Genomic DNA, 26202 nt, shown 5'->3' on the forward strand with positions numbered 1-26202 from the left:
CTGTCTTCTTCGACTGGACAAACATTCCTTTTATTCCCCGTTTCGCTTATTCTAGCTGAAGCGTTTCAGTTAATTAAATGTTCGACAATTAACCAATCAGTCGCAGTTTGCGACAGGTGAGGTTTTACTCGACGATGAGCTGCATTACTCTGTCAGCCTCATCTGAATCGGGATAGCCTTGCAGGAGACCTATGACCGTACGCATAGCGATTAATGGCTTTGGTCGCATCGGACGTAACGTGGTTCGTGCTTTGTATGAATCCGGACGTCGGGCGGAAATTACCGTGGTGGCCATCAACGAGCTGGCGGATGCCGCAGGCATGGCGCATTTGTTGAAATACGATACCAGCCACGGGCGTTTTGCATGGGAGGTTCGCCACGAGCGCGAGCAGCTTTTTGTCGGCGACGATGTCATTCGTATTCTGCATGAACGAACGCTGGCGGATCTGCCGTGGCGCGAACTGGGCGTGGATGTCGTGTTGGATTGTACGGGCGTATATGGCAACCGGGAGCATGGCGAGGCGCATATTGCCGCTGGCGCGAAGAAAGTGCTCTTTTCTCATCCGGGCAGCAACGATCTTGACGCCACCGTCGTTTTTGGCGTGAACCAGAACCAACTGCGTGCGGAACATCGTATTGTCTCAAACGCGTCCTGTACCACGAATTGCATAATTCCCGTCATTAAATTGTTGGATGATGCTTACGGCATCGAGTCTGGTACCGTCACGACGATCCACTCCGCGATGAACGATCAGCAGGTGATCGACGCGTATCACTCCGATCTACGGCGCACGCGCGCGGCCAGCCAGTCGATTATCCCGGTAGATACAAAACTGGCGGCAGGCATTACGCGTATATTCCCGCAGTTTAACGACCGTTTTGAGGCGATTGCAGTGCGCGTTCCAACCATTAATGTGACGGCGATCGATTTAAGCGTAACGGTGAAAAAACCAGTAAAAGCCAGTGAAGTCAACCAGTTGCTGCAAAAAGCAGCACAAGGTGCATTTCATGGTATAGTTGACTATACGGAATCACCGTTGGTCTCGATAGATTTTAACCACGACCCGCACAGCGCCATTGTTGATGGCACGCAAACCCGGGTCAGTGGCGCCCACCTGATCAAGACGCTGGTCTGGTGCGATAATGAATGGGGCTTTGCTAACAGGATGCTCGACACCACGTTAGCGATGGCCGCAGTTGGTTTCAGGCTCGACGCGTCAGCGTCGACAAAACTTTAAGCATCATTGAGAGGATTCACCATGTCTGTAATTAAGATGACCGATCTGGATCTGGCCGGGAAACGCGTTTTTATCCGTGCGGATCTGAACGTACCTGTTAAAGAAGGGAAAGTGACCAGCGACGCGCGTATCCGCGCTTCTCTGCCGACCATCGAACTGGCTCTGAAACAGGGCGCGAAAGTGATGGTAACTTCCCACCTGGGTCGTCCTACCGAAGGCGAGTACAACGAAGAATTCTCTCTGCTGCCGGTTGTTAACTACCTGAAAGACAAACTGTCTAACCCGGTTCGCCTGGTCAAAGATTACCTGGACGGCGTTGACGTGGCCGAAGGTGAGCTGGTGGTTCTGGAAAACGTTCGCTTTAACAAAGGCGAAAAGAAAGACGACGAAGCGCTGTCTAAAAAATATGCCGCCCTGTGTGACGTATTCGTGATGGACGCCTTTGGTACCGCGCACCGCGCGCAGGCTTCTACCCACGGTATCGGCAAATTTGCTGATGTTGCGTGCGCAGGCCCGCTGCTGGCCGCTGAACTGGATGCGCTGGGTAAAGCGCTGAAAGAACCGGCTCGTCCGATGGTGGCTATCGTTGGTGGTTCTAAAGTATCTACCAAACTGACCGTTCTGGATTCCCTGTCTAAAATCGCTGACCAGCTGATTGTCGGCGGCGGTATCGCCAACACCTTCGTTGCCGCTCAGGGCCACAGTGTCGGTAAATCCCTGTACGAAGCTGACCTGGTTGACGAAGCAAAACGTCTGCTGACCACTTGCGATATCCCGGTTCCGACCGATGTTCGCGTTGCCACCGAGTTCTCCGAAACCGCACCGGCGACTCTGAAATCCGTTAACGACGTGAAAGAAGACGAGCAGATCCTGGATATCGGCGATGCTTCCGCTCAGCAGCTGGCTGAAATCCTCAAGAATGCCAAAACCATTCTGTGGAACGGCCCGGTTGGCGTGTTTGAGTTCCCGAACTTCCGTAAAGGGACTGAAATCGTGGCGAATGCCATCGCTGATAGCGAAGCGTTTTCCATCGCTGGCGGCGGCGACACCCTGGCGGCAATCGACCTGTTCGGCATTGCTGACAAAATTTCCTACATTTCTACTGGCGGCGGCGCATTCCTCGAATTCGTGGAAGGTAAAGTTCTGCCAGCCGTAGCGATGCTCGAAGAGCGCGCTAAGAAGTAATCGTTACGGGCAGGGGATTCCTGCCCGTTGATTTATCGCCGATCTGACATTCAGGGCGGCCCGTGTTTTTTCCCAAAGCCCGACGATACAGGACAACGAAACATGTCTAAAATTTTTGATTTCGTAAAACCAGGCGTGATCACTGGTGATGACGTACAGAAAGTGTTCCAGGTAGCAAAAGAAAACAATTTTGCTCTGCCGGCAGTTAACTGCGTGGGCACTGATTCCATCAACGCTGTTCTGGAAACCGCTGCAAAAGTTAAAGCACCAGTCATCGTTCAGTTCTCCAACGGCGGCGCGTCCTTCATCGCGGGTAAAGGCGTGAAAACTGACGTACCTCAGGGCGCGGCAATCCTGGGCGCTATCTCTGGCGCGCATCACGTTCACCAGATGGCTGAACACTACGGCGTGCCGGTTATCCTGCACACTGACCACTGCGCGAAGAAACTGCTGCCGTGGATCGACGGTCTGCTGGATGCGGGTGAAAAACACTTTGCGGCTACCGGTAAACCGCTGTTCTCTTCTCACATGATTGACCTGTCTGAAGAGTCTCTGCACGAAAACATCGAAATCTGCTCCAAATACCTGGCGCGCATGTCCAAAATTGGCATGACTCTGGAAATCGAACTGGGTTGCACCGGTGGCGAAGAAGACGGCGTGGACAACAGCCACATGGACGCTTCTGCCCTGTACACCCAGCCGGAAGACGTTGATTACGCGTACACTGAGCTGAGCAAAATCAGCCCGCGTTTCACCATTGCCGCTTCCTTCGGTAACGTACACGGCGTTTACAAGCCGGGTAACGTGGTTCTGACCCCGACCATTCTGCGTGATTCTCAGGACTATGTTTCTAAGAAACATAACCTGCCGCACAACAGCCTGAACTTCGTTTTCCACGGTGGTTCCGGTTCTACTGCTCAGGAAATCAAAGACTCCGTAAGCTACGGCGTAGTGAAAATGAACATCGATACCGATACCCAATGGGCAACCTGGGAAGGTGTTCTGAACTACTACAAAGAAAACGAAGCGTATCTGCAAGGTCAGCTGGGCAACCCGAAAGGCGAAGATCAGCCGAACAAGAAATACTATGACCCGCGCGTATGGCTGCGTGCTGGCCAGACTTCGATGATCGCTCGTCTGGAAAAAGCATTTAAAGAACTGAACGCGATTGACGTTCTGTAATATAGTCTGCTGATTGAAATGGCTTCCCTCGGGAAGCCATTTTTTTATCGTTATTTCCGGAGAGCGGCGTTAGTTAGCGCTTTCATCCGGCCAACTCACAATGTACCTGCCTTTTTTGGGATGATGCCGAAAAATGGCATATTCCTCTGTTTTTGTTTACCTTTAAAAAGTTCTTTTCGTGAGAATGATCTCATTTGCTTGTTTTGCTATGACCAAGGAATATTGAATGGAAGATTTGAATGTTGTCGACAGCATAAATGGTGCGGGCACCTGGCTGGTACGCAACCAGGCGTTATTGCTCAGCTATGCTGTGAATATTGTTGCGGCTATCGCTATTATCATCATCGGCTTGATTGTAGCGCGCGTGATTTCCAATACGGTAAATCGTCTGATGCGTGCGCGTCATATTGATGCGACAGTGGCCGACTTTCTTTCTGCGCTGGTGCGCTATGGGGTTATCGCTTTTACGCTGATTGCGGCTCTGGGTCGCGTGGGGATTCAAACCGCCTCGGTTATTGCCGTACTGGGCGCCGCTGGTTTAGCCGTTGGCCTGGCATTACAGGGATCGCTTTCTAACCTTGCGGCTGGGGTATTGCTGGTTATGTTCCGTCCGTTCCGCGCCGGTGAGTATGTCGATTTGGGCGGCGTTGCCGGTACGGTACTTAACGTGCAAATCTTTTCCACGACAATGCGCGCGGTAGACGGCAAAATTATTGTGATTCCGAATGGCAAAATTATCGCGGGAAATATCATCAACTATTCTCGTGAGCCGGTTCGCCGTAACGAATTCATTATTGGGGTGGCCTACGATTCGGATATCGATCAGGTGAAACAGTTGCTCACGACGATTATCGAGTCCGACGATCGTATTTTAAAAGATCGCGAAATGACGGTGCGTTTGAATGAGCTGGGCGCCTCATCGATTAATTTTGTGGTGCGTGTCTGGAGTAAAAGCAGCGACCTGCAAAATGTCTACTGGGACGTGCTGGAACGTATTAAACGTGAATTCGACGCCGCTGGTATTAGCTTCCCGTACCCGCAGATGGACGTCAATTTTAAACGCGTGAAAGATAACGCCGCGGAGTAATTTTCCTCCCGTGCTGCCTGCCGGTGCTGCGTTTATCCGCCTCCAGTATTCTCTGGTTATTGAGCGGATAAGCGTAGCCGCCATCCGTTATTCAGTCTCTTCATTAGCTTTTCTTATTAGTGATTAAAATTATCAATTTTCGCTAATAATATTCCCGCGCTATAGTCTGCCTTTAAGAAAAACAGCTCAGGGTAGTTAACGTGATATCTTATTATTTTCAAGGGTTTGCCCTTGGCGCCGCCATGATCCTTCCGCTTGGCCCGCAAAATGCGTTTGTGATGAATCAGGGAATTCGTCGCCAGTACCACCTCATGATAGCGCTGCTTTGCGCGTTAAGTGATTTAGTCCTGATTAGCGCCGGTATTTTTGGCGGCAGCGCGTTGCTGATGCAGTCGCCGTGGCTGCTGGCGCTGGTCACATGGGGCGGGGTCGCGTTCTTGTTATGGTACGGTTTTGGCGCGCTGAAAACGGCAATGAGCAGTAATCTGGAGCTGGCCAGCGCCGAGGTTATGAAGCAGGGGCGCTGGAAAATTATTGCTACGATGCTGGCGGTAACGTGGCTGAATCCGCACGTTTATCTGGATACGTTTGTCGTGTTGGGCAGTCTCGGCGGACAACTGGCTATGGAGCCAAAGCGCTGGTTCGCCCTCGGCACGATTAGCGCGTCGTTCTTATGGTTTTTTGGGTTAGCGCTACTGGCGGCCTGGCTTGCGCCTCGACTGCGTACGGCGAAAGCTCAACGCATTATCAACATTCTGGTTGGGGTGGTGATGTGGCTTATCGCCTTCCAACTGGCGCGGGAAGGCGTCGCGCATATGCACGCGCTTTTCAACTAAGCGTTGTCTGATGGACAACAGGCCGATATCCGCTAAGCTTGCCTGCATGCGCCCTGTATATCAGGGCAATGACTGCAATATGGAGGAGAGACTGTGAAGTTCAAAGTGATGGCCCTGGCGGCATTAGTGGGTTTAAGTGCAATGTCGGCGCAGGCAAGCGAACTGCCGGAAGGCCCGCACATCGTGACTTCCGGTACGGCAAGCGTCGATGCTGTGCCTGATATCGCCACCTTAGCGATTGAAGTGAACGTCGCGGCGAAGGATGCGGCGACGGCGAAGAAGCAGGCCGATGAGCGCGTGGCGCAATATCTTTCCTTCCTTGAGCAAAATCAGATTGCGAAAAAAGACATTAGCGCGGCGAATCTGCGCACGCAGCCGGATTATGATTACCAAAACGGTAAAAGCATTCTGAAAGGGTATCGCGCGGTGCGAACCGTTGAGGTGACGCTGCGTCAGTTAGATAAACTCAATTCGCTGCTGGACGGCGCGCTGAAGGCGGGTCTGAACGAGATTCGTTCGGTATCGCTGGGCGTGGCGCAACCGGACGCCTATAAAGACAAGGCCCGCAAAGCCGCCATTGATGACGCGATTCATCAGGCGCAAGCGCTGGCAGCCGGTTTTAACAGCAAATTGGGGCCGGTTTACAGCGTTCGTTACCATGTCTCTAATTATCAGCCGAGTCCGGTGGTGCGAATGATGAAAGCCGCAGATGCTGCGCCGGTATCCGCGCAGGAAACTTACGAGCAGCCGACCATTCAGTTCGACGATCAGGTCGATGTGGTATTCCAGCTTGAACCTGGAACAGGGCAGACGTCGACCACGGCCGCCAGCACGCAGTAATCTCGCCCGGCCTGGGCGCTTCCAGGCCGCGTTTTCTCCCGGTGTTCTCATTTTTTGCTCCGTATTACGCATTGAAATGAAGATTTGCTAATACGGTGAGCGTTTTGAATCGCCTTGTCGCCAGCAAAAAATAGCCAATGGCGCGTCGTTTTTTGCCGCCTGAACGCAATGATTTTGTGATGAACTTCAAAGAAGTGACGAGGGAATAATGGGTCATGCAGGCCGGATAAGACGTTCACGCCGCCATCCGGCATTCATAGAGAGGCTAATCCTGACGCAGCACCTTGTGCCCGTACTCCAGCAGCGCGTCGGTCACTTTGCGCATCATCCGGCTTTCCGGGGCAAAGCGGTGCCAGTAAAGCATCCGGCGCTGCAGCAAACCAGGCGTTAAGTTGATCAACTCGCCGCTTTCCAGCTCTTTCTCAATCTGCAGGTGAGGGATCATGCAGCAGGTCGTGCCCTGACGCGCAAGCTGTACAAATGCTTCGGATGAATTAACGATATGGCACGGCACGCTGCCGGGCGGTAGATCGAAATTCTGTTGCAAAAAGGCCTGATGCATATCATCCAGATGGTCGAACGCGACGGCGGGCGCTTTTAGCAGCGACGACCGGGTAACGCCATTGGGGAAATAGCGCTCGGCAAACGGCTTTGACGCGACAAACAGATAGTCGAGTGCGCCCAGTTTGTCCACCAGGCAACTGGGTAGCGCCTGATGCTGTATACTCACCGCGCCCACCACCTCGCCGCGCCGCAGACGTTCTTGCGTGCGCGTTTCATCTTCCACCTGTAAATTGAGACGGATAGGGGAGTCCGCCAGTACCGGCGCCAGCGCCGGAAGCAGCCAGGTCGCCAGACTGTCGGCGTTAACCGCCAGCGACAGCAGCAGCGGCGTAGAGCCGGTTTGTTCATCGCCCAGCCACTCTTCTTCCAGCAGTTCAACCTGACGCAGCAGAGCCAGTAATTTTTGCCCTTGCTCCGTAGGGCGAGGAGGAACGGTACGCACCAATAAAGGTTGTCCGAACATATTCTCAAGCTGTTTTATGCGCTGTGAGACGGCGGATTGCGTGATGCACAGCTTCTGGGCGGCGCGCTCGAATCCTCGTTCACGTATAACGGCATCCAGCGCCTGTAGTGTTCTGTAGTCCGGACGTTTCATTGTTGTGTCATGCTCCTGTTATTTTTTTCCGCACTATGACATAAATTTGCCGTCGGTACAGATGAAATCCGTAGCCTGTGTACGGACACGGAGATTTTTCCCGACAATGTTCTATAATGCGGCTGTATTTTCACACCACAGGCGAAACGATCTATGACGCAGGATGAACTGAAAAAAGCGGTAGGATGGGCGGCACTTCAGTATGTACAGCCCGGCACCATTGTGGGCGTTGGTACAGGCTCAACGGCCGCACACTTTATTGATGCGCTGGGCACAATGAAAGGCCAGATTGAAGGCGCGGTCTCCAGCTCGGACGCCTCGACTGAAAAACTCAAAGGCCTCGGTATTCATGTGTTTGATCTCAACGAAGTGGATAGCCTGGGTATCTATGTCGATGGCGCGGACGAAATCAACGGTCATATGCAGATGATCAAAGGCGGCGGCGCGGCATTAACCCGTGAGAAAATTATTGCTTCCGTGGCAGAGAAATTTATTTGTATTGCGGATGCCTCTAAACAGGTGGATATTCTTGGCAAATTCCCGTTGCCGGTCGAAGTGATTCCGATGGCGCGCAGCGCGGTCGCTCGTCAACTGGTGAAGCTGGGCGGGCGTCCGGAGTACCGTCAGAACGTGGTCACGGATAACGGCAACGTGATTCTGGATGTTTATGGTATGGAAATCCTTGATCCCATCGCGCTGGAAAACGCCATTAACGCGATTCCGGGCGTCGTGACCGTAGGGTTGTTCGCCAACCGTGGCGCCGATGTCGCACTGATCGGCACGCCGGACGGGGTGAAAACCATCGTAAAATGATCCCACCAGGCGTATTTCCTGCCGCGTAAAAAATTCGGTCAGGGCAAATTTGGTGACATGTATCACGTTTAATCGTTTGCCCTGCCGATCCCTCCAAAGAAAAAGTTATTCCCGGTATTTTCATCTGCTATTTCCCGCTGTATGCGATTCCTTCACGACGCTGGCGCAAACGTTCATATTGCCGTGATAATTTTTTTTGATATGTTGAAGGACGGATGCAAATCCACACACAACATCAGATGGCAAAAAAAGACAGGATCGGGGAAATGGCAAAGGTATCGCTGGAGAAAGATAAAATTAAATTTCTGCTGGTTGAAGGGGTGCATCAAAAGGCGCTGGAAAGCCTTCGTGCGGCAGGTTACACCAACATTGAATATCACAAGGGCGCGCTGGACGCTGAACAGTTGAAAGCGTCCATCCGCGATGCCCACTTCATCGGTCTGCGATCCCGTACTCATCTGACAGAAGAAGTGATTAACGCCGCAGAGAAGCTGGTGGCGATTGGCTGTTTTTGCATCGGCACCAACCAGGTGGATTTAAATGCGGCGGCAAAACGCGGTATTCCGGTCTTTAACGCGCCATTCTCGAATACCCGTTCCGTGGCGGAGCTAGTGATTGGCGAGCTATTGCTGCTGCTGCGCGGCGTGCCGGAAGCGAACGCCAAAGCGCACCGCGGCGTATGGAATAAACTGGCGGCGGGATCGTTCGAAGCGCGCGGTAAAAAGCTTGGCATTATCGGTTACGGCCATATAGGAACGCAGTTGGGCATTCTGGCGGAATCGCTGGGGATGCATGTCTATTTCTATGATATTGAAAATAAACTGCCGCTTGGTAACGCAACTCAGGTGCAGCACCTGTCTGAATTGCTGAATATGAGCGATGTGGTCAGTCTGCACGTACCTGAAAACGCCTCCACCAAAAACATGATGGGCGCAAAAGAGATTGCCCTGATGAAGCCGGGTTCGCTGCTGATTAACGCCGCGCGCGGTACGGTAGTGGATATCCCGGCTTTGTGCGACGCGCTGGCGACGAAACATCTGGCGGGGGCGGCTATCGACGTCTTCCCGACGGAACCGGCCACTAATAGCGATCCGTTTACCTCTCCGCTGTGCGAATTCGATAACGTGATCCTGACGCCGCATATCGGCGGCTCGACGCAGGAGGCGCAAGAAAACATCGGTCTGGAAGTCGCAGGAAAACTGATTAAGTACTCGGATAACGGCTCGACGCTGTCCGCCGTGAACTTCCCGGAAGTGTCGCTGCCGCTGCACGGTGGTCGTCGCCTGATGCACATCCACGAAAACCGCCCGGGCGTATTGACCGCGCTTAACCAGATCTTTGCCGAGCAGGGCGTTAACATTGCCGCACAGTATCTGCAAACCTCCGCCCGAATGGGGTATGTGGTAATTGATATAGAAGCCGATGGCGATGTGGCGGAGAAAGCGCTGCTGGCGATGAAGGCGATTCCGGGCACCATTCGCGCCCGTCTGCTGTACTAATTTCCGCTAAATGGGCAGGAGATGACCTGCCCATCCTTTCTCTGGTTTCCCTGCCTCAACATCTCTTCGTGTAACGCATACATTCTGTTTTCGAGCCTTGCCGCAATTGGTAATTAAAGGCAGCGTTGCGTGTTGTACAGCAATAAAAGGAATTTACGATAAGGGCTCAGCATAGCGCTGAAACGGGAAAGCCCCTACCGAGGCAGGGGCTCTAAAAAGGAAAGGGACGATGATGAGATACGTCATCATGCTGCTGATCCTGTTAATCATCGCTTGCCCAGCATATTAACAGTGAGTACGCAGGAGGGAGGTTCGCCTCCCTCACCCTTCACCGAGAAATTTAGGTCAAAAAAGCGACGCTGTCAATCGACAAAACACGGCTGCCACTCCCAAATTTTGGACGGCGTCACCACCGCAGGCAGCGGGATATCCCACTCTTCAACTGGCAGTTTTTCTACTAACTGGCAATCATGCGCGTAGCCCACGGGTAGGATCTTATGCTGCTGCCAGTTTTGCAACGTACGGTCATAAAATCCGCCGCCCATCCCCAGGCGCTGCCCGTCTTCGTCAAACGCGACTAACGGCGTTACCAGCACATCCAGCTTTGGCAGCGGCAATACGTCGCGGACATCAAGCCGTGGCTCCTGGATCTTTAAGCGGTTGGTCACCAGCGCACTCTGCGGATGATAGTGCAGGAACAGGAGGTTGCCAGGGCTAAAGGGATGAAGAACCGGAAGGTAGACGCGCTTGCCCGCTTGCCATAGCTGTTCTATCAGCGGCTGGGTGTCGAGTTCGCCATCAAAGGAGAGAAACACGGCGACAGTGTGCGCCATCACGACGGGAGGAAAGCTGAGCATTCGGGCGGCGGCCTGTTGACCAAAGCGGCGTTGCTGCTCTGGCGTCAGCGCACGGCGACGTTGCCGAATCATTCGGCGGATTTCTTGTCGTGATAAAGAGAGTTCGGGAAGTTGCGTCATAGCTGTCGCCAGTCAGAAGGGGAATCTCCGAGATGCCGCCGCAGGCTGTAACCCTTGAACCCTTGGTTCAAGGTGAATGTGTCGTCACAGTTTTAAGGCTTCTCGGACGGACCGAGCATGCTCACCAACCGCGGAGCGCCACATTCTTGTGGTATGAAATATCGGCTCAGGGGACTGGCCCGCTTGCAAACATCTCAGAGAAATTCTGTTTTCACAATCACTTTACCATAGTAAAGCGAAAAGTGTTATTCAAAGTTTTGGCCCGTTTTTTCGGTTATGCGACCTTGATCAAGCAACGCCTGTTCGATGGTCTGTTGTAGCATCCGAATACGTTGTTCCATGCTCGCCGCGTAATCGCGGGTCTTCGCTTTTTCCTGAGTTAACTCATAGCTGATATTCAATGCGGCAATGAAAACCAACTGCTCAGTATTTGTGACTCTAGTGCGAACTTTCAGATCTTGCAACCGCTGATTCAGATCGTCCGCAGCCTGATTCAACGCATCCCTTTGGTCAGGCGGGCAATTCACTCGCAGTGAACGGCCAAATATTTGGATATCGACGGGTTGTGCAGACATGCCACCTTCCTGCTGATTGACTGCGCTGCCTTCGTCTCCAGACCCAGGGTCCGCGAAGGGGCGACACTATAGCTACCCTGGTGTGAAGATACAAGCCCTTTTCTGGTTCACCAGGGTCCAAAGTGGTAGCATATCATGAATATCCTCCCTTTGATGACGAATGCTTATGTCTATACAGAACGAAATGCCTGGTTACAACGAAATGAACCGGTTTTTGAATCAACAAGGGGCCGGTCTGACCCCGGCTGAAATGCATGGTTTAATCAGCGGGATGATTTGCGGCGGCAACAACGACAGCTCATGGCAGCCGCTGTTGCACGATCTGACGAACGAAGGTCTGGCCTTCGGGCATGAGCTTGCTCAGGCGCTGCGCAAAATGCACGCGGCGACCAGCGACGCGCTGGAAGACGACGGCTTTCTTTTTCAGCTTTATCTGCCTGAAGGCGACGATGTCAGCGTATTCGATCGCGCAGATGCCTTAGCCGGGTGGGTTAACCACTTTTTGCTTGGCCTCGGCGTAACGCAGCCTAAACTTGATAAAGTCACCGGCGAAACGGGTGAAGCGATTGACGACCTGCGTAATATTGCGCAGCTTGGTTATGATGAGAGCGAAGATCAGGAAGAGCTGGAGATGTCGCTCGAAGAGATCATCGAATATGTCCGTGTTGCGGCGCTGTTATGTCATGACACTTTCACGCGCCAACAGCCGACCGCGCCGGAAGTGCGTAAACCGACGCTACACTAAGAAAAAACGAAATGGAGGCCATGTCATGACTCAGCAGGAATACCAACGCCGTCGCCAGGCATTACTGGCGCAAATGCAGCCCGGCAGCGCCGCGCTGATCTTTGCCGCGCCGGAGGCGACGCGCAGCGCAGACAGTGAATATCCGTATCGCCAGAGTAGCGACTTCTGGTATTTCACCGGTTTTAACGAACCGGAAGCCGTGCTGGTACTGATTAAGAGTGATGACACCCACAACCACAGCGTTTTGTTCAACCGCGTTCGCGACCTGACGGCGGAAATCTGGTTTGGTCGCCGTTTAGGACAGGATGCCGCGCCGGAAAAACTGGGCGTTGACCGGGCGCTGGCGTTTAGCGAAATCAACCAGCAACTCTTTCAGTTGCTTAATGGTCTGGATGTGGTGTACCACGCGCAGGGCGAATATGCGTATGCCGACGAGATTGTTCTGGCTGCGCTGGAGAAGCTGCGTAAAGGCTCCCGCCAGAATCTGACCGCGCCGGCCACTATGACTGACTGGCGACCGATCGTCCATGAGATGCGCCTGTTCAAATCGCCGGAAGAGATTGCTGTCCTGCGCCGCGCCGGGGAAATTAGCGCGCTGGCGCATATCCGCGCGATGGAAAAATGCCGTCCGGGGATGTTTGAGTATCAACTGGAGGGGGAAATTCACCACGAATTTAATCGCCACGGCGCGCGCTATCCCTCCTATAACACCATTGTCGGCAGCGGCGAAAATGGCTGTATCCTGCATTACACTGAAAACGAAAGTGAAATGCGCGACGGCGATTTAGTGCTTATCGACGCGGGTTGTGAATATAAAGGTTACGCGGGCGACATCACGCGTACTTTCCCGGTGAACGGGAAATTTACGCCAGCCCAGCGTGAAATTTATGACATCGTTCTGGAATCGCTGGAGACCAGCCTGCGACTGTTCCGTCCTGGTACCTCTATTCAGGAGGTGACCGGCGAAGTCGTGCGCATCATGATAACCGGGCTGGTGAAGCTGGGGATTTTGCAAGGGGAGGTTGATCAACTGATTGCCGAAAATGCGCATCGTCCTTTCTTTATGCATGGCTTGAGCCACTGGCTGGGGCTGGATGTTCATGATGTCGGCGTTTATGGGCCGGATCGCTCCCGCATCCTGGAGCCGGGCATGGTGCTGACCGTAGAGCCAGGCCTCTATATCGCGCCGGATGCCGACGTGCCGGAAGCGTATCGCGGCATTGGCGTTCGAATTGAAGATGACATTGTCATTACCGAAACCGGTAATGAAAACCTGACCGCTGGCGTTGTGAAGAAGGCGGATGACATTGAGGCATTAATGGCGGCGGCGCGGCAGCAATGAGCGTCATTATCGTTGGCGGCGGCATGGCAGGCGCGACGCTGGCGCTGGCCATCTCTCAGTTCAGTCATGGGACGTTGCCGGTACACCTGATTGAAGCGAAAGCGCCTGAAGCCGACGGTCATCCCGGCTTTGACGCCAGAGCGATTGCGCTGGCGGCGGGCACTTGTCAGCAACTGGCGCGAATTGGCGTCTGGCAGGCGATTTCCGATTGCGCAACGGCAATCAACACCGTACACGTCAGCGATCGCGGCCATGCCGGATTTGTGACTCTCGACGCGCAGGACTACAGTCTGGCAGCGTTGGGGCACGTTGCGGAGCTGCATGATATCGGGCTGCGTCTGTTTGCGCTCTTGCGTAAAGCGCCAGGCGTTACGCTGCACTGCCCGGAGCGCGTAGCCAGCGTGTCGCGTACCCAACAGCAGGTTAACGTCACTCTGGAAAACGGCAATGTGATAGCTGGCAGCGTGCTGGTGGCGGCTAACGGTACCCACTCCGCGCTCGCGTCAGCCTGCGGCGTTGACTGGCATCAGGAGCCTTACGAACAGTTAGCGGTGATAGCGAATGTCGCAACCGCTATCCCGCACCAGGGACGCGCCTTTGAACGTTTTACCCCCAATGGCCCGCTGGCGATGTTGCCGATGTCGCATGGCCGATGTTCGCTGGTTTGGTGTCACCCGCTCGACCAGCGCGATGAGGTGCTGAGCTGGTCCGACGCGCAGTTCTGCCATGCATTGCAGGCCGCGTTCGGCTGGCGGCTGGGGCGAATTACTCAGGCCGGTAAGCGCAGCGCGTATCCGCTTGCCCTGACTACGGCGGCGAAAGTGTTTACTCACCGGACTGTCGTGGTCGGCAATGCGGCGCAGACGTTGCATCCTATCGCCGGACAAGGGTTTAATCTCGGTCTGCGCGATGTCATGAGCCTGGCGGAAACGCTGGTCGCGGCACAGGACGCGGGCGAGGATATTGGCGCCTGGCACGTGTTATCGCGCTATCAGCAGCGTCGTCAGGTTGACCGGGATACGACGATTGGCGTAACGAACGGTCTGGTCCATCTGTTTGCAAATCGTTGGGCGCCGCTGGTTATTGGGCGCAATATCGGTTTAATGGCGATGGAATTATTACCACCTGCGCGCGATGCGCTGGCACAGCGGACCTTAGGTTGGGTTGCGCGTTAAGCCGATCTGTAGGCCGGATAAGGCGTTCACGCCGCCATCCGGCATCGTGTTCGTAAAAATACCGGATGGCGGCTTCGCCTTATCCGGCCTACGGTTTTGATTGTTCCGGTTTCCAGGAGTAAATAGTGCAAAGTGTTGATGTAGCAATAGTTGGCGGAGGCATGGTGGGACTGGCTGTCGCCTGCGGCTTGCAGGGGAGCGGTTTGCGCGTTGCGGTACTGGATCACGTTGTCCCCCAGCCGTTGGCGAACGATGCGCCGCCTCAGCTTCGGGTGTCGGCGATTAATGCCGCCAGCGAAAAACTGCTTACCCGTCTTGGCGTATGGTCAAACATTGTGGCGCGACGGGCAAGTTGCTACCACGGTATGGAAGTCTGGGATAAAGACAGCTTTGGCCGTATTACGTTTGATGACGCAAGCATGGGATATAGCCATCTGGGGCATATTGTTGAAAACAGCGTCATTCACTACGCATTGTGGCAAAAAGCGCAGCAAGCGGCGGATATCACCTTAATGGCGCCAGCGGAGTTACAGCAGGTTGCCTGGGGAGAGAACGACGCCTTCCTGACTTTAAAAGACGGCGCGATGTTAACCGCGCGTCTGGTGATTGCCGCGGATGGCGCCAACTCCTGGCTGCGTAACAAAGCGGATATTCCCTTAACTTTCTGGGACTACCGTCACCATGCGCTGGTAGCGACTATCCGCACCGAAGAGCCGCACGGCGCGGTTGCTCGCCAGGTGTTTCATGGTGAAGGTATTCTGGCGTTTTTGCCGTTAAGCGATCCGCATCTGTGTTCCATTGTCTGGTCGCTTTCTCCGCAGGATGCGGAGCGTATGCAACAGAGCGGCGACGAGGCGTTTAACCAGGCGTTGACTATCGCCTTCGATAATCGGCTGGGCTTATGCCGCCTGGAAAGCGAACGGCAGGTTTTTCCGCTGACGGGCCGCTATGCTCGCCAGTTTGCCGCGCATCGTCTGGCGTTAGTCGGCGATGCCGCGCACACCATCCATCCGCTGGCAGGGCAAGGCGTCAACCTCGGCTTTATGGACGCGGCCGAACTGGTGGACGATCTGCGTCGGCTTCAGCGCCAGGGCAAAGACATTGGCCAACATCTTTATCTCCGTCGTTATGAGCGTAGCCGTAAACATAGTGCGGCGATGATGCTTGCCGGGATGCAAGGTTTTCGTGACCTGTTTGCCGGCGAAAATCCGGCAAAAAAATTGCTGCGCGACATCGGACTGAAACTGGCGGATACGCTCCCCGGCGTCAAACCCCAACTGCTTCGCCAGGCAATGGGGCTAAACGACCTTCCGCAATGGCTTCGTTAAGCGTCTGACTGCACGCCAGCAAGAGTTTGAAACCCGTCACACTTTGCTTTCCCGGCTATCGCGCCGGGGGGCTTTCCTCGTTTGAAATAATCTAATTTCACCGCTTATTTCGCATTATATTTTCTAATGCCACTATTTTTTGCGAACGAGATTTTCGACATTTTTTCCACATTTAATATTAATTTATGTTGTGATAAATCGTATCAGCTTCATTTTTATGGAGGTTATTTAGCGTAATAGTGGTTTTTTGTGCTGATGGGGTTTTGGCGTTTTTTAGTCATAAGCTAATGTGATGGTAAATTCAGCCTTATGGTTTAGCGCCTGGTTCGGTGGTAAGTTCAGGAGCAAGAGAACGTTTGCGTCGGCGCAGGAAAAAGGGCGTCGATGCCAGGTTTCGTGGCGAAGATTTCCCATGAAAATGGTTGTTAGCCCCCGCTAATTCAACGAGGAAAAGATGGCCCAACAGACGCCTTTGTACGAACAACACACGCTATGCGGCGCCCGCATGGTCGATTTTCATGGCTGGATGATGCCCCTGCATTACGGCTCTCAGCTTGATGAACACCACGCTGTGCGCACCGATGCCGGGATGTTTGATGTATCGCATATGACCATTGTCGATCTTCATGGCAGCCGCACACGAGAGTTTCTACGTTATCTGCTGGCCAACGACGTCGCGAAGCTAACGAAGACGGGTAAAGCCCTCTACTCCGGTATGCTTAACGCATCGGGCGGCGTGATTGATGACCTTATCGTCTACTACTTCACTGAAGATTTCTTCCGTCTCGTTGTTAACTCCGCCACCCGCGAAAAAGACCTCTCCTGGATTACCCAACACGCTGAACCTTATGCCATCGACATTACCGTTCGTGACGACCTGTCGCTGATTGCGGTACAGGGGCCGAATGCGCAGGAAAAAGCGGCGACTCTGTTTACTGACGAACAGCGCCATGCAGTAGAAGGTATGAAGCCGTTCTTCGGCGTTCAGGCGGGCGATTTGTTTATCGCCACCACCGGTTATACCGGCGAAGCGGGCTATGAAATCGCCATGCCGAATGAAAAAGCGGCGGATTTCTGGCGTGCGCTGGTGGAGGCGGGCGTGAAGCCGTGCGGTCTTGGCGCGCGCGACACGCTGCGTCTGGAAGCTGGCATGAACCTGTACGGTCAGGAGATGGATGAAGGTATCTCTCCGCTGGCGGCTAATATGGGATGGACTATCGCCTGGGAACCTGCTGACCGCGACTTTATTGGCCGTGAGGCGCTGGAGATGCAGCGTGAAAAAGGCCATGAGCAGCTTGTCGGTCTGGTGATGACCGAGAAAGGCGTATTGCGTAATGAACTGCCGGTGCGTTTTACCGATGCGCAGGGCAATCAGCAAGAAGGCATTATCACCAGCGGGACGTTTTCCCCAACGTTGGGCTACAGCATTGCGCTGGCGCGTGTTCCGGCGGGCATCGGCGAGACGGCGATTGTACAAATTCGTAACCGTGAAATGCCGGTAAAAGTGACTAAACCTGTTTTTGTGCGTAACGGCAAAGCCGTCGCGTGATTCATCCTTTTTTGGAGATTAATTGATGAGCAACGTACCCGCAGAACTGAAATACAGCAAAGAACACGAATGGCTGCGTAAAGAAGCGGATGGCACTTACACCGTTGGCATTACTGAACACGCTCAGGAGCTGTTGGGCGATATGGTTTTTGTTGATCTGCCGGAAGTCGGCGCGACCGTAAGCGCGGGCGACGACTGCGCCGTGGCGGAGTCCGTAAAAGCGGCGTCCGACATTTATGCGCCGGTAAGCGGTGAGATCGTGGCGGTAAACGATGCGCTGAGCGACTCCCCGGAGCTGGTGAACAGCGAACCGTATGCCGGTGGCTGGATCTTTAAAATCAAAGCCAGCGATGAAAGCGAACTTGAATCGCTGCTGGATGCCACCGCGTATGAGGCATTGTTAGAAGACGAATAATGTTGTGCCGGATGGCGCTAATGCTTATCCGGCCTACTCACTGCAACGCGAATGATTTTGCGTATTCGTTTTCGCACGCGTAGGCCCGGTAAGCGTCAGCGCCACCGGGCAATTGAGTTAGAGACAATCACGATTCACTGCACGTTTCAGGAACCATCGCCCATGACACAGACGTTAAGCCAGCTTGAAAACCGCGGCGCTTTCATTGAACGCCACATCGGACCGGACGCCGTACAGCAACAAGAGATGCTGAATGCGGTTGGCGCCGAGTCGTTAAACGCGCTGACAGGTCAGATTGTGCCGAAAGACATTCAGCTCGCGACTCCGCCGCAGGTTGGCGAGGCGGCAACCGAATATGCCGCACTGGCGGAATTAAAAGCCATCGCCGGGCGTAACAAGCGCTTCACGTCGTACATTGGCATGGGCTACACCGCCGTGCAGCTACCGCCAGTTATCCTGCGCAACATGCTGGAAAATCCAGGCTGGTACACCGCTTATACCCCGTATCAACCGGAAGTCTCTCAGGGGCGTCTGGAAGCGCTGCTCAACTTCCAACAGGTGACGCTGGACCTGACGGGGCTGGACATGGCTTCCGCCTCGCTGCTGGATGAAGCGACCGCCGCCGCTGAAGCGATGGCGATGGCAAAGCGCGTCAGCAAACTGAAAAATGCCAACCGGTTCTTTGTCGCCTCTGATGTCCATCCGCAAACTCTGGACGTCGTGCGTACTCGCGCCGAAACCTTTGGCTTTGACGTCATTGTGGATGACGCGGCGAAAGCACTGGATCACCAGGATGTGTTTGGCGTGCTGTTGCAGCAGGTTGGCTCCACGGGCGAAATTCACGATTACAGCGCGCTGATTAGCGAACTCAAAGCCCGTAAAGTTGTGGTCAGCGTCGCCGCCGATTTTATGGCGCTGGTGCTGCTTACCGCGCCGGGTAAACAGGGCGCGGACATTGTTTTCGGCTCTGCGCAACGCTTCGGCGTACCGATGGGGTACGGTGGCCCGCATGCGGCGTTCTTTGCCGCCAAAGACGAATTTAAACGCTCCATGCCAGGCCGTATTATCGGCGTCTCAAAAGATGCGGCGGGCAATACCGCACTGCGCATGGCGATGCAGACTCGCGAGCAGCATATCCGCCGTGAGAAAGCGAACTCCAACATTTGTACCTCGCAGGTACTGCTGGCTAACATCGCCAGTCTGTATGCCGTTTATCATGGTCCGGTCGGTCTGAAGCGCATTGCGAATCGTATCCACCGCCTGACCGATATTCTGGCGGCAGGTCTGCAACAGAAAGGCTTAAAGCTGCGTCATGCGCACTACTTCGACACCCTGTGTGTGGAAGTGGCTGATAAAGCTGCGGTACTGGCGCGTGCGGAAGCGGCAGAGATCAACCTGCGCAGCGATATTCATAACGCGGTGGGTATTACCCTCGATGAAACCACCACCCGTGAGAATGTGGCGCAGTTGTTCAATGTTTTGCTGGGCGACAGCCACGGTCTGAACATTGAAACACTGGATAAAGACGTGGCGCTTGATAGCCGTTCTATTCAGCAAAGTATGCTGCGTGACGATGCGATTCTGACGCATCCGGTATTTAACCGTTACCACAGCGAAACCGAGATGATGCGCTATATGCACTCGCTGGAGCGTAAAGATCTGGCGCTGAACCAGGCGATGATCCCGCTGGGTTCCTGCACCATGAAGCTGAACGCCGCCGCCGAGATGATTCCTATCACCTGGCCGGAATTCGCTGAACTGCATCCGTTCTGCCCGCCGGAACAGGCCGAAGGATATCATCAGATGATTAGCCAGCTTTCTGACTGGCTGGTGAAACTCACCGGGTACGACGCCGTCTGTATGCAGCCTAACTCCGGCGCACAGGGGGAATACGCGGGGCTGCTGGCGATTCGTCACTATCACGAAAGCCGCAACGAAGGGCATCGCGATATCTGCCTGATTCCGGCCTCTGCTCACGGCACTAACCCTGCTTCTGCACATATGGCAGGAATGCAGGTGGTGGTTGTGGCGTGTGATAAGAACGGCAACATCGACCTGGACGATCTGCGGGCAAAAGCAGAACAACATGCTGCGAACCTCTCTTGCATCATGGTGACCTATCCGTCCACCCACGGCGTGTATGAAGAAACGATCCGTGAGGTGTGTGAAGTTGTGCACCAGTTCGGCGGTCAGGTTTACCTTGACGGCGCGAACATGAACGCTCAGGTCGGCATTACCTCACCGGGCTTTATTGGCGCGGACGTTTCGCATCTTAACCTGCATAAAACTTTCTGCATTCCGCACGGCGGCGGTGGCCCAGGCATGGGACCGATCGGCGTGAAAGCGCATCTGGCACCGTTCGTACCGGGCCATAGCGTGGTGCAAATTGAAGGGATGCTCACCCGTCAGGGCGCGGTGTCTGCGGCGCCGTTCGGTAGTGCCTCTATCCTGCCAATCAGCTGGATGTACATCCGCATGATGGGCGCAGAAGGCCTGAAGCAGGCAAGTCAGGTCGCGATTCTTAACGCTAACTACATTGCCAGCCGTCTGAAAGATGCCTATCCGGTACTGTATACTGGTCGCGATGGCCGTGTGGCGCACGAATGTATTCTTGATATTCGCCCATTGAAAGAAGAAACCGGCATCAGCGAGCTGGATATTGCCAAGCGTCTGATCGACTACGGTTTCCATGCGCCAACCATGTCGTTCCCGGTGGCGGGCACGCTGATGGTAGAGCCGACGGAATCTGAAGGTAAGGCTGAGCTGGATCGCTTTATCGATGCGATGCTGGCTATTCGCGCAGAGATTGACCAGGTGAAAGCGGGTGTCTGGCCGCAGGAAGATAACCCGCTGGTGAACGCGCCGCACATTCAGAGCGAACTGGTCGCCGAGTGGGCGCATCCGTACAGCCGTGAAGTTGCCGTATTCCCGGCAGGCGTGGCAGACAAATACTGGCCGACGGTGAAACGTCTGGATGATGTTTATGGCGACCGCAACCTGTTCTGCTCCTGCGTACCGATTAGCGACTACCAGTAATTTACTGATTCGACTGTTTTCTAAAGGCGCTTCGGCGCCTTTTCAGCTTGTTAATAAAATGCGCTTTGTTTATGTCGGATGCAGTGTGAGTGCCTTATTCAGGCTACAAATTGTTTCTAATTCAATATATTACAGTAAATCGTTGGCTCCTGTCAGGCAACCTGGCGTTTGTATCAGTGTATTAGCCAGAATTAAATTACCGCTTTTTTAGAGCCTAATGATTCATTGTGCATCATTTTTACCTTGCTGTTATTTAATCAAAACAACACAGTATATTTACATGTAGTTACAAATAGTTTCTCTCCGGAATCGTTATTTACCTCTCAATATAGTTACAAAAATTTCCGTATATTAAATTCATCAAGTTATTAATTTAAATTATAAATTAAAAATAAGCATAAATAACGTAAATATTTATTAACTTAGCGCTTTGTTTTTTATACCTGGAGGGAATAATGAAACGATTTATATTTCTGCCATTAATGACATATTTTCTATTAATGAATGCAATGGCAGCTAACGGAGAAAATAATCCCAGTAATCTATTAGGTGCACCAGTTAATACCGCTATTTCTGGTGGTTCAGTATTGCCGGAAGGAAAGTTATTAACCGCCGTGAATAGCTCATTTCGCGATAAAGATCATCAAATCGAGGGGCACGGAAGTCCGGATGTTTACTCCCAGATATGGTTATTGAAGATTCGTTACGGTTTGACCGACAGACTGGAATTATCAACAGTGGGTTCCTATATCAATAACAAACGAGACAATCTGTCTCCTGAGCACATAGAGGGAATGGGCGACCAATCGGTGGGGGTCAATTATGCTTTAATGAGCCAGCGAAGAGGTGATCCGTTTTGGGTTACGGTAGGTGGGGCAGTATTACTACCCACCGGGCAAGATGGAGATAATCATTTGCCTGGGAATAGCGCCTGGGGAGGAAGAGTAACACTCACTTTAACAAAATTATTTACTCCTAACATTAAAGGGGATATGGGTTTTGTCTATCAGGGACCATTTGAGCGCGGTAACCAGGACGTGAAACGAGGTAACGAATTCCAGTGGAATACCCAGGTGCGGTATATGTTTAGCGATTTACCGCTGGATCTTGGTCTGGAAAGTGCCTACAGCAATAATGCCTCTGGAACGAAAAAACTGTCTAATGGCAGCGTAATTAATAACCATTCTGGAACTACCGAATGGGTTGTTGGTCCGTCATTTAATATTGCCGTCGATTCACTGAAATTATGGTTTGGTGCCGGAGCCTTCTTCCCGGTAATGCAGGAAGCGAAGTCGCCAACCAAAATGGAAGATGTACGCTGGGAATTTAAAATAGGTAAGACCTGGTAAGACTCGTTCAAAGTGTTACCCGCCGACTGGCGGGTAACGTGCAGGAGTTAAAGCTTCTCGCCGTTGCTGGCAATCACCTCTTTGTACCAGTTGAAGCTCTTCTTACGCGAACGCGACATATCGCCCGTACCGTCATCGTGCTTGTTCACGTAGATGAAGCCGTAGCGCTTGCTGTACTGACCGGTGGTGAACGACACGCAGTCGATGCAGCCCCACGGCGTGTAGCCCATCAGGTCGACACCATCGTAAGTCACCGCTTTTTTCATCTCTTCAATATGGGCGCGCAGGTAGTCAATTCGGTAGTCGTCGTTGATGCTGCCATCTTCTTCTACTTTGTCGTAAGCACCAAAACCGTTTTCGACAATAAACAGCGGCTTTTGATAGCGTTCGTACAGTTCACACAATGAATAACGCAGGCCCACCGGGTCAATCTGCCAGCCCCAGTCAGATGCTTTAACATAGGGGTTCGGTACGCTGCCTTCAAAACCGGAAATCGCATCGCCGCTACCGCCTTCGGCTTTGACCGCGTTGGTCATGTAATAACTGAAACCAAGATAATCGCAGGTGCCTTCGCGCAGCACTTCAAGATCGCCATCTTCCATTTTGATGTTAAATCCGCGGCGCTCCCACTCGTTCAACACATAGGACGGGTAATAGCCGCGCAGCTGCACATCGGTAAAGACGTAGCGTTCACGCATCGACTCCTGAGCAAACATCACATCTTCTGGTTTACAGGAGAAAGGATACAGCGCGACCATCGCCAGCATACAGCCAACTTTCATCTGTGGATTAATACGACGTGCCGCTTTTACCGCCAGCGCGCTGGCGACAAACTGATGATGTAAGACCTGATACATGGTTTCTTCTGGATTCTCATGCTCGGTATACACTACGCCGGAACAGCAGTAGCCAAACAGCGGCGCGCGCCAGTTTCGCTGATTGTTGATTTCATTGAAGGTCATCCAGTATTTGACCTTATGTTTGTAGCGTTCAAACACGACTTCAGCAAAACGGACAAAGAAATCAACGACCTTACGATTGGTCCAGCCGCCGTAGTGCTGTACCAGATGTAATGGCATTTCAAAGTGAGAAAGGGTAATGACCGGTTCGATGTTGTATTTGAGTAACTCATCAAACATGTCGTCGTAGAATTTCAGACCGGCCTCGTTTGGCTGGGATTCGTCGCCATTCGGGAAGATACGCGTCCAGGCAATAGAGGTACGGAAGCATTTGAACCCCATTTCGGCGAAAAGACGGATGTCTTCTTTGTAATGTCCGTAAAAATCCACCGCCTCGTGGTTCGGATAGTATTTGCCAGCAACGACATTCTGGGTGATTTCGCGTGGCACGCCGTGTGCGCCGCCGGTTAGCACGTCGCAGATGCTGGGGCCTTTACCGTCTTTATTCCAGCCGCCTTCAACCTGGTGTGCAGCAACCGCGCCGCCCCATAAAAAATCTTTTGGCAAGGTGAGTTTTCTCATTGTTGCATAATCTCAATTTATTTAGTCTGTTATCATTCTGCACCAAATGGCATGTAAAGCGTACGCAAAACTCCAGGATGCTCGCGTGTCGGGACAAGAACACATTCAGATCGTAACATCCACTTCAAGGGGCCATATTCAGGGGGATAACCACATGCAGCCAAACGACATTACTTTCTTTCAACGTTTCCAGAATGACATTCTGGCAGGGCGTAAAACCATCACTATTCGTGATGTCTCCGAGTCCCACTTTAAAGCAGGCGATGTGCTACGCGTGGGGCGGTTCGAAGATGATGGCTATTTTTGCACAATCGAAGTGACAGGAACGTCAACTGTGACGCTGGATACGCTGAACGAAAAACATGCGCAACAGGAAAATATGTCGCTTGATGAGCTGAAACGGGTCATTGCTGAAATCTATCCCAACCAGACGCAATTTTATGTGATTGATTTTAAATGCCTTCGATAAATATGAACGCGTGTTAGTTGAGTTTCTGTGATTAAATTATTGAATAAGAAAGAAAATTTAATTTTGCGAATTTATTTTAGCTAACATGTGTTCACTGGAACCATTCTCAGTTACGCTAGAGGCGCAGTTCATCGTTATGAACGTTTCTCCGGAGTAAGTTATGGTGCAAAAACCATTAATGACGCAGGGATATTCGCTGGCTGAGGAAATCGCCAACAGTATTAGCCACGGCATTGGATTGGTATTTGGTATTGTCGGCCTGGTGCTGTTGTTGGTTCAGGCGGTAGAGGCGAATGCGGGTATGACGGCTATCGCCAGCTACAGTTTATATGGCGGGAGCATGATCCTGCTTTTTCTTGCCTCAACGCTTTATCATGCCATTCCTCATCAGCGGGCAAAAATCTGGTTAAAGAAATTTGATCACTGCGCTATCTATCTGCTCATTGCCGGAACCTATACGCCATTTCTGCTGGTAGGTCTGGATTCGCCGCTGGCGCGCGGACTAATGATTGTGATCTGGAGCCTGGCGCTATTCGGTATCCTCTTCAAGTTGACGATTGCGCACCGATTTAAAGTGCTTTCACTGGTTACGTATCTGGCAATGGGCTGGCTGTCGCTGATAGTGGTTTATCAGTTGGCGATTAAGCTGGCGATAGGCGGCGTGACGCTGCTGGCGGTAGGTGGCGTCGTTTACTCGCTGGGCGTAATTTTCTATGTTTGCAAACGCATACCTTATAACCACGCCATCTGGCATGGCTTTGTGCTGGGCGGCAGCGTGTGCCACTTCCTGGCTATCTATTTGTATGTGGGACAGGCGTAATTCCCGGATGCCCGTGCCGGATGGCGGCGCTGTCGTACCTTATCCGGCCTACGAGAGCAGCACGTGCGAGCCTGATGGCGTTGCGCTATCAGGCTATCCAGCTTTTAACGTGATATCACTCTTCCAGCGAGTAAGGCAGCGGGACGATATGCAGGGTGTTGGCATCGTCGCGAACGCGGAAGACGCTTTCGGCTTCTAAATCGTTATTCATGACGGCCTGAACCAGTAACTGACCATCGTCCAACTGCGTCGCCGCCAGAATAGCGCCGGTACGACGCCAGTTCTCGCCCATCTGTAGCTCCAGATCTTCTCCTGCTTCCGGTACCCGGCTGGCTTTGCCCGCCAGCAACCAAAGCGCGCGTTTATTGGCGCCGCGGAATTTTGCCCGTGCGACCATCTCCTGCCCGGTGTAGCAGCCTTTCTTGAAGCTGATGCCGCCCAGCGCCTGTAGGTTAGTCGCCTGGGGGATAAACTGACCGCTGTTCGCCGCGTCAATCACCGGAATGCCTGCTTCAATATCCAACGCCAGCCACTGTTGGCTGTTATTCAGTTCGGCTTCGCCATGCAACTTCTCCGTTAACATGTTGGCCGTCGCGACATCGGTGACAAGCAGGAATCGTTCCGCAGGATGTTCAAACCATAGCAGCGTGGAGGCGCCGTCTCTGACCACCTGATTTTCGCTATTGGGCAGTTCGCTAAAGACATTAGCCAGCGCCGCGCGGGCCTGAAAACCGGCCACGCCAAGCAATACGCGTTCGTCATCTGGCGCGATGACCACTTTGGAAAATACGGCGTACTTTTTCAGCTCCGTTAATTGTGCTTCACGCACGCTACGGCGTTCAATCCAGGCGAAACCGTCGCGCTCACGGAACAGGCGCAGAGTGCTCCACATCTTACCTTTAGCATCGCAGTGGGCGGCGAGAAGGTGTTGCTGTTCAGTCATCTGGCTTACGTCAGCGGTGACCTGGCCCTGAATATACTTTTCACTGTCTACGCCGGTAATGGTCGACAGCGCCCAGTCGTCAAGCGCGATCAGCGTCAGCGGCAGGCGGGCTGACGATGAAGGATGACGCGGTGGAAAGGAGATAAAAGCCATAAATAA

23 protein-coding genes and 1 other RNA gene are annotated in these 26202 nt (G+C 53.1%); 18 read left to right on the forward strand and 6 right to left on the reverse strand.

All coding sequences use genetic code 11. The features are described 5' to 3' along the window. Positions 1–191: 191 nt before the first annotated feature. The 6 genes from epd to J4613_RS13450 all read left to right on the forward strand — a co-directional run bounded on the left by epd (position 192) and on the right by J4613_RS13450 (position 6368). Positions 192–1238 (forward strand): erythrose-4-phosphate dehydrogenase, encoded by a 1047-nt coding sequence (gene epd, locus J4613_RS13425; RefSeq protein ID WP_000218338.1) that lies wholly within the window; start codon positions 192–194, stop codon positions 1236–1238. 21 nt (positions 1239–1259) lie between these two features. After that, positions 1260–2423: a phosphoglycerate kinase gene (gene pgk / locus J4613_RS13430; protein WP_000111274.1), complete on the forward strand. Its 1164-nt coding sequence runs from the start codon at positions 1260–1262 to the stop codon at positions 2421–2423. A gap of 102 nt (positions 2424–2525) precedes the next feature. Next, positions 2526–3605 carry a class II fructose-bisphosphate aldolase gene (fbaA, locus tag J4613_RS13435; protein WP_000034386.1) on the forward strand — a complete coding sequence of 360 codons (1080 nt, stop codon included), beginning with the start codon at positions 2526–2528 and terminating at the stop codon, positions 3603–3605. Between the two features lie 226 nt (positions 3606–3831). Next, positions 3832–4692 carry a small-conductance mechanosensitive channel MscS gene (locus J4613_RS13440; RefSeq protein WP_111742242.1) on the forward strand — a complete coding sequence of 287 codons (861 nt, stop codon included), beginning with the start codon at positions 3832–3834 and terminating at the stop codon, positions 4690–4692. A 200-nt stretch (positions 4693–4892) separates the two neighbouring features. Continuing rightward, on the forward strand, positions 4893–5528 hold the full coding sequence (gene argO, locus J4613_RS13445; protein WP_000626863.1) for an arginine exporter ArgO: 636 nt from the start codon (positions 4893–4895) through the stop codon (positions 5526–5528). A gap of 93 nt (positions 5529–5621) precedes the next feature. Beyond that, entirely contained in the window at positions 5622–6368 is a 747-nt protein-coding gene (locus J4613_RS13450; RefSeq protein WP_000669854.1) for an oxidative stress defense protein, read from the forward strand. Between the two features lie 265 nt (positions 6369–6633). On the opposite strand, the gene argP is transcribed toward J4613_RS13450, so the two are convergent. Then, the gene (argP, locus tag J4613_RS13455; RefSeq protein WP_000828345.1) at positions 6634–7527 is read right to left on the reverse strand and encodes a DNA-binding transcriptional regulator ArgP; all 894 of its coding nucleotides are present in this window, start codon (positions 7525–7527) and stop codon (positions 6634–6636) included. 153 nt (positions 7528–7680) lie between these two features. On the opposite strand from argP, the gene rpiA reads away from it, so the two are divergent. Beyond that, positions 7681–8340 (forward strand): ribose-5-phosphate isomerase RpiA, encoded by a 660-nt coding sequence (rpiA, locus tag J4613_RS13460; RefSeq protein WP_000189741.1) that lies wholly within the window; start codon positions 7681–7683, stop codon positions 8338–8340. A 266-nt stretch (positions 8341–8606) separates the two neighbouring features. Then, the gene (serA, locus tag J4613_RS13465) at positions 8607–9839 is read left to right on the forward strand and encodes a phosphoglycerate dehydrogenase (RefSeq protein WP_001151627.1); all 1233 of its coding nucleotides are present in this window, start codon (positions 8607–8609) and stop codon (positions 9837–9839) included. A gap of 362 nt (positions 9840–10201) precedes the next feature. Here serA and J4613_RS13470 read toward each other — a convergent pair whose 3' ends face one another. From J4613_RS13470 to zapA, 3 genes are all read right to left on the reverse strand, one after another. Further along, positions 10202–10816, reverse strand: coding sequence for a 5-formyltetrahydrofolate cyclo-ligase (locus J4613_RS13470; RefSeq protein WP_012512869.1), 615 nt, complete (start codon positions 10814–10816; stop codon positions 10202–10204). Between the two features lie 20 nt (positions 10817–10836). Next, positions 10837–11020: non-coding RNA, 6S RNA (gene ssrS, locus J4613_RS13475), on the reverse strand. Between the two features lie 41 nt (positions 11021–11061). Further along, positions 11062–11391: a cell division protein ZapA gene (zapA, locus tag J4613_RS13480; RefSeq protein ID WP_001276011.1), complete on the reverse strand. Its 330-nt coding sequence runs from the start codon at positions 11389–11391 to the stop codon at positions 11062–11064. 166 nt (positions 11392–11557) lie between these two features. On the opposite strand from zapA, the gene J4613_RS13485 reads away from it, so the two are divergent. From J4613_RS13485 to J4613_RS13520, 8 genes are all read left to right on the forward strand, one after another. Further along, the gene (locus J4613_RS13485) at positions 11558–12136 is read left to right on the forward strand and encodes a YecA family protein (RefSeq protein WP_000027236.1); all 579 of its coding nucleotides are present in this window, start codon (positions 11558–11560) and stop codon (positions 12134–12136) included. A 25-nt stretch (positions 12137–12161) separates the two neighbouring features. Further along, on the forward strand, positions 12162–13478 hold the full coding sequence (gene pepP / locus J4613_RS13490) for a Xaa-Pro aminopeptidase (RefSeq protein ID WP_000193681.1): 1317 nt from the start codon (positions 12162–12164) through the stop codon (positions 13476–13478). Continuing rightward, the gene (gene ubiH, locus J4613_RS13495; protein WP_000111142.1) at positions 13475–14653 is read left to right on the forward strand and encodes a 2-octaprenyl-6-methoxyphenyl hydroxylase; all 1179 of its coding nucleotides are present in this window, start codon (positions 13475–13477) and stop codon (positions 14651–14653) included. Before pepP ends, ubiH begins: the two co-directional genes overlap by 4 nt. A gap of 125 nt (positions 14654–14778) precedes the next feature. Next, positions 14779–15981, forward strand: a complete 1203-nt coding sequence (gene ubiI / locus J4613_RS13500; protein WP_001192144.1) for an FAD-dependent 2-octaprenylphenol hydroxylase — start codon at positions 14779–14781, stop codon at positions 15979–15981. A 454-nt stretch (positions 15982–16435) separates the two neighbouring features. After that, positions 16436–17530, forward strand: a complete 1095-nt coding sequence (gene gcvT, locus J4613_RS13505) for a glycine cleavage system aminomethyltransferase GcvT (protein ID WP_000068733.1) — start codon at positions 16436–16438, stop codon at positions 17528–17530. 25 nt (positions 17531–17555) lie between these two features. Continuing rightward, positions 17556–17945 (forward strand): glycine cleavage system protein GcvH, encoded by a 390-nt coding sequence (gcvH, locus tag J4613_RS13510; RefSeq protein ID WP_001295377.1) that lies wholly within the window; start codon positions 17556–17558, stop codon positions 17943–17945. 162 nt (positions 17946–18107) lie between these two features. Next, the gene (gene gcvP, locus J4613_RS13515) at positions 18108–20981 is read left to right on the forward strand and encodes an aminomethyl-transferring glycine dehydrogenase (RefSeq protein ID WP_000194985.1); all 2874 of its coding nucleotides are present in this window, start codon (positions 18108–18110) and stop codon (positions 20979–20981) included. A gap of 455 nt (positions 20982–21436) precedes the next feature. After that, positions 21437–22330 carry a transporter gene (locus J4613_RS13520; protein ID WP_000819375.1) on the forward strand — a complete coding sequence of 298 codons (894 nt, stop codon included), beginning with the start codon at positions 21437–21439 and terminating at the stop codon, positions 22328–22330. A gap of 47 nt (positions 22331–22377) precedes the next feature. Here J4613_RS13520 and bglA read toward each other — a convergent pair whose 3' ends face one another. After that, the gene (bglA, locus tag J4613_RS13525) at positions 22378–23811 is read right to left on the reverse strand and encodes a 6-phospho-beta-glucosidase BglA (protein ID WP_001230141.1); all 1434 of its coding nucleotides are present in this window, start codon (positions 23809–23811) and stop codon (positions 22378–22380) included. Positions 23812–23965: 154 nt separating this feature from the next. On the opposite strand from bglA, the gene yqfB reads away from it, so the two are divergent. Then, positions 23966–24280 (forward strand): N(4)-acetylcytidine aminohydrolase, encoded by a 315-nt coding sequence (yqfB, locus tag J4613_RS13530; protein WP_001182980.1) that lies wholly within the window; start codon positions 23966–23968, stop codon positions 24278–24280. 160 nt (positions 24281–24440) lie between these two features. Then, a complete protein-coding gene (locus tag J4613_RS13535) occupies positions 24441–25100 on the forward strand; it encodes a hemolysin III family protein (protein WP_000250289.1) in 660 nt (219 codons plus the stop codon). A 115-nt stretch (positions 25101–25215) separates the two neighbouring features. On the opposite strand, the gene ygfZ is transcribed toward J4613_RS13535, so the two are convergent. Continuing rightward, positions 25216–26196, reverse strand: coding sequence for a tRNA-modifying protein YgfZ (ygfZ, locus tag J4613_RS13540; protein WP_000874176.1), 981 nt, complete (start codon positions 26194–26196; stop codon positions 25216–25218). Between the last annotated feature and the right edge of the window lie 6 nt (positions 26197–26202).

Origin of the sequence: Salmonella sp. 32020114201800008SM (genome assembly GCF_017572025.1) — a bacterium.
GTDB lineage: Bacteria > Pseudomonadota > Gammaproteobacteria > Enterobacterales > Enterobacteriaceae > Salmonella > Salmonella enterica.

Excerpts from the sequence above, each read along its gene's own strand:
- epd (WP_000218338.1), top strand. The coding sequence starts at position 192 with ATGACCGTACGCATAGCGATTAATGGCTTTGGTCGCATCGGACGTAAC.
- pgk (WP_000111274.1), top strand. The coding sequence starts at position 1,260 with ATGTCTGTAATTAAGATGACCGATCTGGATCTGGCCGGGAAACGCGTT.
- fbaA (WP_000034386.1), top strand. The coding sequence starts at position 2,526 with ATGTCTAAAATTTTTGATTTCGTAAAACCAGGCGTGATCACTGGTGAT.
- J4613_RS13440 (WP_111742242.1), top strand. The coding sequence starts at position 3,832 with ATGGAAGATTTGAATGTTGTCGACAGCATAAATGGTGCGGGCACCTGG.
- argP (WP_000828345.1), bottom strand. The coding sequence starts at position 7,527 with ATGAAACGTCCGGACTACAGAACACTACAGGCGCTGGATGCCGTTATA.
- rpiA (WP_000189741.1), top strand. The coding sequence starts at position 7,681 with ATGACGCAGGATGAACTGAAAAAAGCGGTAGGATGGGCGGCACTTCAG.
- serA (WP_001151627.1), top strand. The coding sequence starts at position 8,607 with ATGGCAAAGGTATCGCTGGAGAAAGATAAAATTAAATTTCTGCTGGTT.
- J4613_RS13470 (WP_012512869.1), bottom strand. The coding sequence starts at position 10,816 with ATGACGCAACTTCCCGAACTCTCTTTATCACGACAAGAAATCCGCCGA.
- zapA (WP_001276011.1), bottom strand. The coding sequence starts at position 11,391 with ATGTCTGCACAACCCGTCGATATCCAAATATTTGGCCGTTCACTGCGA.
- J4613_RS13485 (WP_000027236.1), top strand. The coding sequence starts at position 11,558 with ATGTCTATACAGAACGAAATGCCTGGTTACAACGAAATGAACCGGTTT.
- pepP (WP_000193681.1), top strand. The coding sequence starts at position 12,162 with ATGACTCAGCAGGAATACCAACGCCGTCGCCAGGCATTACTGGCGCAA.
- ubiH (WP_000111142.1), top strand. The coding sequence starts at position 13,475 with ATGAGCGTCATTATCGTTGGCGGCGGCATGGCAGGCGCGACGCTGGCG.
- gcvT (WP_000068733.1), top strand. The coding sequence starts at position 16,436 with ATGGCCCAACAGACGCCTTTGTACGAACAACACACGCTATGCGGCGCC.
- gcvH (WP_001295377.1), top strand. The coding sequence starts at position 17,556 with ATGAGCAACGTACCCGCAGAACTGAAATACAGCAAAGAACACGAATGG.
- gcvP (WP_000194985.1), top strand. The coding sequence starts at position 18,108 with ATGACACAGACGTTAAGCCAGCTTGAAAACCGCGGCGCTTTCATTGAA.
- J4613_RS13520 (WP_000819375.1), top strand. The coding sequence starts at position 21,437 with ATGAAACGATTTATATTTCTGCCATTAATGACATATTTTCTATTAATG.
- bglA (WP_001230141.1), bottom strand. The coding sequence starts at position 23,811 with ATGAGAAAACTCACCTTGCCAAAAGATTTTTTATGGGGCGGCGCGGTT.
- yqfB (WP_001182980.1), top strand. The coding sequence starts at position 23,966 with ATGCAGCCAAACGACATTACTTTCTTTCAACGTTTCCAGAATGACATT.
- J4613_RS13535 (WP_000250289.1), top strand. The coding sequence starts at position 24,441 with ATGGTGCAAAAACCATTAATGACGCAGGGATATTCGCTGGCTGAGGAA.
- ygfZ (WP_000874176.1), bottom strand. The coding sequence starts at position 26,196 with ATGGCTTTTATCTCCTTTCCACCGCGTCATCCTTCATCGTCAGCCCGC.